Source organism: Treponema zioleckii (genome assembly GCF_014737315.1).
GTDB classification, from domain to species: Bacteria; Spirochaetota; Spirochaetia; order Treponematales; family Treponemataceae; genus Treponema_D; species Treponema_D zioleckii.
On record NZ_JPUF01000118.1, the window covers coordinates 1 to 3,600 of the forward strand.

Sequence of the window (3,600 nt, forward strand, 5' to 3'; positions counted from 1 at the left end):
CATGACAGGGCAAAGCCCCCCACCCCTTTTTTTGGGCGACGCAATAATCGCAAAAGGGAAGCCGTGCCCTGTGGCGTAAAATTTACGCAACCGTCAGTTCGGAGTCGATGTTCGCCGTAAAGTAGGTGCTTCCGGGTTTAGTTACGATACTGATGTTGTACGTCCCTGCCGAAAGTCCTTCCGGAACCGGTGCGTCAACCACATTGCTTCCGCGCCTGTTATAGACGCTTATCCGCGTAATGCCGTTTTCGTTCTCAAGAAAAACTCCCTGCTCGCTGTCGCTTATGTCAAAGTTCAGGTTCCGTCCATGAAGACGAATCACTTTTCCAGAAGTGGCTGAAAGCTTTGGATTCTCGCTCGCGTCATCGTTCAGGACAGTTGCGCGGTATAATTTTGCCTCGCTCGTAATGTCTGGAACAACCTGCTTGTATTCAAGCTTTGACTGTACAGTCCGAGTCGTTTCCGTATTCGCGGTGAACAAAAATCCCAGCGTATGATTGCCCGTTCCTAGAACAAAACCGTCCTGAATGTTAGCGCACGTTCCGGTCGCATTCGCCCTTAAGGTTCCGAACGGAAGTTCCACGCTATAACCTTTCGCAAGGTATTTTTCGGTAACGGTGCTCAGTACCGAAAGCATACCGAGGTTGTCAGCCTCGGTGAACGAAGAATTGTAGTCAGCCATCTCGCGTGCGAGTTTTTGCAGGCTGAGCGTCTGTGTGCAAGAGCTTCTGAAGCAGAAGCCGTCCTTTGAAGAATCCGTAACGAGAGGATTCCTTACAGTTTTGATGTTGAGCATATATCTGCCCTCCTTTTTTATTTGGCTGCAACGAAAAAACGAGCCAAAATTTTTTTTGACGAGGAGAGCCACACGTGATATAATCATTCCATGCGTTTGAAAAGAGAATCACATTGTGGCTCTCGACTATCTTAAAGCCTGTTCAGCAATTGCCGTCACATTTGCTAGACGGGCTTTTTTATTTTCACATTCGTTTATTTTCATGCCGTTTCCTGTGCGGGCGGAAAAAGTTCTTTTTTTATTTCCTTCAGAAGAAAAAACTTTCCCGCTGTTTTCATAATTGTCTGCCCAAGATGGAAGCGCCGCTCGATTATGATAAAAAGCATCATTGTCAGGGCGAAGCAGGTCGCCTCAACCTCGCCGTTCACGCTTTGCTGCGTGTGCCTCATTATGATGTGCGCGAATTCGTGCAGGATAATCTGCATCACTTCGGCTGCATTCCGGCTGTCGTTGTAGGCTATCATACGTTTCTGCTCGCCTGTCTCTTTGTCCCGGAACACAAGGCACACAGCTCCGTCCATTGGCTGAGCGACAGGCTCGTGAACAGCTCAAGATTTTCCGGGCTGAAAGAAGAGAATTTCTTGATTTTTATTCCCCTGTCCGTAATCATCTTCTGGTAATTGAAATCCTCCCGGCAAAAGTCCACCGATATTAGGGTTTCAAGCGCGAGCATAACAATCTCGTTGAGCCTCCACGGCGGAAGAACGTACGGTTTTCCGTCCTGCATCGGCATTGAAAGCGGCGAGATGAGTTCCGTCTCTTTCCCGCCGGTTCTTTTTATGGATTCATCGTTTTCTTCCATTAAACCTCCTTTTTTTGTTGCCTATGATTTTCAGTTTCCGTCAGGCCGATCGTATTCGTCCATCAGAATGCTGATTAAATCCCTTTTCTGGTTCTTGCTCAAATCATCTCGGCTTGACGCCAGAAGGATTTTGAGCTGATCATAGCCGTAATTGTTGTCGTTGCCGATGAGATAGTCGCTCGTCGTGTGCAGCGTGTTGGCTATGTTCGCAAGCACGTCCGTCCTCGGCAGCCTGTCGCTGTTCATGTACCGGCTAAAAGCCGCCTCCGTAATACCGCATATCTCGCAGAGCTTTTTCTGTGAGTAGCGGTTCTCCTTCATAAGTTCCTTGACCCTCCTCGAAAATAAATTCTCCTTCAATGTTTCCATAACTGCCTTCCTTATTTAGGCTTTGGCTCAATCCTGTCTTGAGGATTTTCCTTCCGATAATTTTGCAAGGCGGGAGCAGTTTCTTTATTCACCTTACAGATGTTAAAATATTATACTTTTGGTTAATTGTCAAGCAAATGATAGCAAATTATTCACCAAAAGTATAATAATCCGAATTTCGACTTTTCTGCCATGCGAGAAGAACGCACTGCTGTCATGCTGAACTCGACCGCTTTCATTTTCGCGGTCGCCTTGATTCAGCATCTGTGCCACCTGTAACGTTGGAAGAGATTCCGAAACGAGTTCGGAATGACGGGCTTTGTAAAAACTCGAAATTGAACCTAATAAAATATTCCACACAGCCCTGCAAGGCTTTTGACAAGATAAAAACAAGCTTATAACTTAGAATGCGTTTCTACGCTGAAAGTGAATATTTGACGGTATATCCTTATAGATATATACTCTCTATAAGGATTTTTATGGGTAAAACTGTAATAAGCGATGCCGGTCGCTTTGAATGGGATGAGGAAAAGAACGAGATAAACCGGAAAAAACATGGTTTCGGATTCGAGGAAATAACGGATGTGTTCGACGATCCGTATTTTCTTGTCCGATATGACAGGAATCATTCTGTTGATGAAGAGCGGTGGAACGGAATCGGCTGTATAAACGGTCTTTTGGTTCTTGTAACAGCTTTTACGGAACGGGAGCGAACAAGAATTATTTCTGCCCAAAGAGCAGATAATGATTTGAAGGAGGTCTATTATGATTACATCAAAAAAATTAACGGCTGAACGTATTGCAGAAATTGAGAAAGTTCCAATTACCTATGATGAAGATTCTCCAAAATTCTCAAAAGAAGAATTACAGGAATTTGTTCCGTATCATAAAGAGTATTTTAATATAACTCCAAAAAAAGTATCGATTTCGTTCAAAATCGATGCAGATATTCTTGCCATCATAAAATCTACCGGCAAGGGATATCAGACAAGAATGAACAAGTGCCTTAGAGAAGCAGTTACAGAAGGCAGATTTTAACTGTATAATGGACTATCGCGGGTCAGGCGCATCGGTAGTTCATTGAAAAACGGGCATTGAGCCTATATAAATGAACATTTTCACCCTTCCACCCCTTTTTGAAGATGAGCTTTCCACTATCGTACTTCTTGCATCTTTACGTTCTTTTACAAGATTTTCCACACCGTTCTGCAAGGCTTTTTGAAAACTTCGGCAAAGCTTTTAGAAGAATTCCGTAAGCCTTTTTGAAAAGTTCTGTAAGGCTTTCCGAAAGATTCCGCAAGGCTTACAGAAAGATTCTACAAGCCTTGCAGAAAGATTTGACAAGGCTTACAGAAAGATAAAAACAAGCGTCAGTAAATGTTTTAAAAGCCAGTAAAGCGAAAGACTTATGAATTGGTATGTATGGGGCTGCACAATAAGGTCGTAACACAGTGTCATTCCGGACTCGTTTGGGAATCTCTAGCCTATATGCAGCGTAGATGCTGAAACAAATTCAGCATGACAATACTTTTAGGACATCCCCTTAGATTTTCGACTTCGCTCAAAGTTTCCAGTCTGAAAGTAACCTTTTTTGGATATTGAACAGATGATAATTTTACATTATATTAAGTTC

6 protein-coding genes are annotated in these 3,600 nt (G+C 43.6%); 2 read left to right on the top strand and 4 right to left on the bottom strand.

Annotated features, from left to right (window positions below):
* Positions 1-82 precede the first annotated feature (82 nt).
* The 4 genes from JI65_RS16555 to JI65_RS16570 all read right to left on the bottom strand — a co-directional run bounded on the left by JI65_RS16555 (position 83) and on the right by JI65_RS16570 (position 1,967).
* Complete coding sequence (locus JI65_RS16555; protein ID WP_191018272.1) at positions 83-796, bottom strand: DUF4469 domain-containing protein; 714 nt, start codon at positions 794-796, stop codon at positions 83-85.
* Between the two features lie 200 nt (positions 797-996).
* Positions 997-1,260 carry a M48 family metalloprotease gene (locus JI65_RS16560; RefSeq protein ID WP_191018273.1) on the bottom strand — a complete coding sequence of 88 codons (264 nt, stop codon included), beginning with the start codon at positions 1,258-1,260 and terminating at the stop codon, positions 997-999.
* Positions 1,257-1,598, bottom strand: a complete 342-nt coding sequence (locus JI65_RS16565) for a hypothetical protein (protein ID WP_191018274.1) — start codon at positions 1,596-1,598, stop codon at positions 1,257-1,259. The genes JI65_RS16560 and JI65_RS16565 overlap by 4 nt, the downstream gene beginning before the upstream one ends.
* A 30-nt stretch (positions 1,599-1,628) precedes the next feature.
* Entirely contained in the window at positions 1,629-1,967 is a 339-nt protein-coding gene (locus JI65_RS16570; protein ID WP_191018275.1) for a helix-turn-helix domain-containing protein, read from the bottom strand.
* 479 nt (positions 1,968-2,446) lie between these two features.
* Between JI65_RS16570 and JI65_RS16575 the strand changes: the two genes are divergently transcribed.
* Both JI65_RS16575 and JI65_RS16580 read left to right on the top strand, forming a co-directional pair.
* Positions 2,447-2,761: a BrnT family toxin gene (locus tag JI65_RS16575; RefSeq protein ID WP_191018276.1), complete on the top strand. Its 315-nt coding sequence runs from the start codon at positions 2,447-2,449 to the stop codon at positions 2,759-2,761.
* Positions 2,733-3,005 (top strand): BrnA antitoxin family protein, encoded by a 273-nt coding sequence (locus JI65_RS16580; protein ID WP_191018277.1) that lies wholly within the window; start codon positions 2,733-2,735, stop codon positions 3,003-3,005. The genes JI65_RS16575 and JI65_RS16580 overlap by 29 nt, the downstream gene beginning before the upstream one ends.
* Positions 3,006-3,600: the final 595 nt, after the last annotated feature.

What these genes read in the sequence shown, in the direction of transcription:
- JI65_RS16560 (WP_191018273.1), bottom strand. Translation starts at nt 1,260, where the DNA reads ATGATAGCCTACAACGACAGCCGGAATGCAGCCGAAGTGATGCAGATT.
- JI65_RS16565 (WP_191018274.1), bottom strand. Translation starts at nt 1,598, where the DNA reads ATGGAAGAAAACGATGAATCCATAAAAAGAACCGGCGGGAAAGAGACG.
- JI65_RS16580 (WP_191018277.1), top strand. Translation starts at nt 2,733, where the DNA reads ATGATTACATCAAAAAAATTAACGGCTGAACGTATTGCAGAAATTGAG.
- JI65_RS16555 (WP_191018272.1), bottom strand. Translation starts at nt 796, where the DNA reads ATGCTCAACATCAAAACTGTAAGGAATCCTCTCGTTACGGATTCTTCA.
- JI65_RS16575 (WP_191018276.1), top strand. Translation starts at nt 2,447, where the DNA reads ATGGGTAAAACTGTAATAAGCGATGCCGGTCGCTTTGAATGGGATGAG.
- JI65_RS16570 (WP_191018275.1), bottom strand. Translation starts at nt 1,967, where the DNA reads ATGGAAACATTGAAGGAGAATTTATTTTCGAGGAGGGTCAAGGAACTT.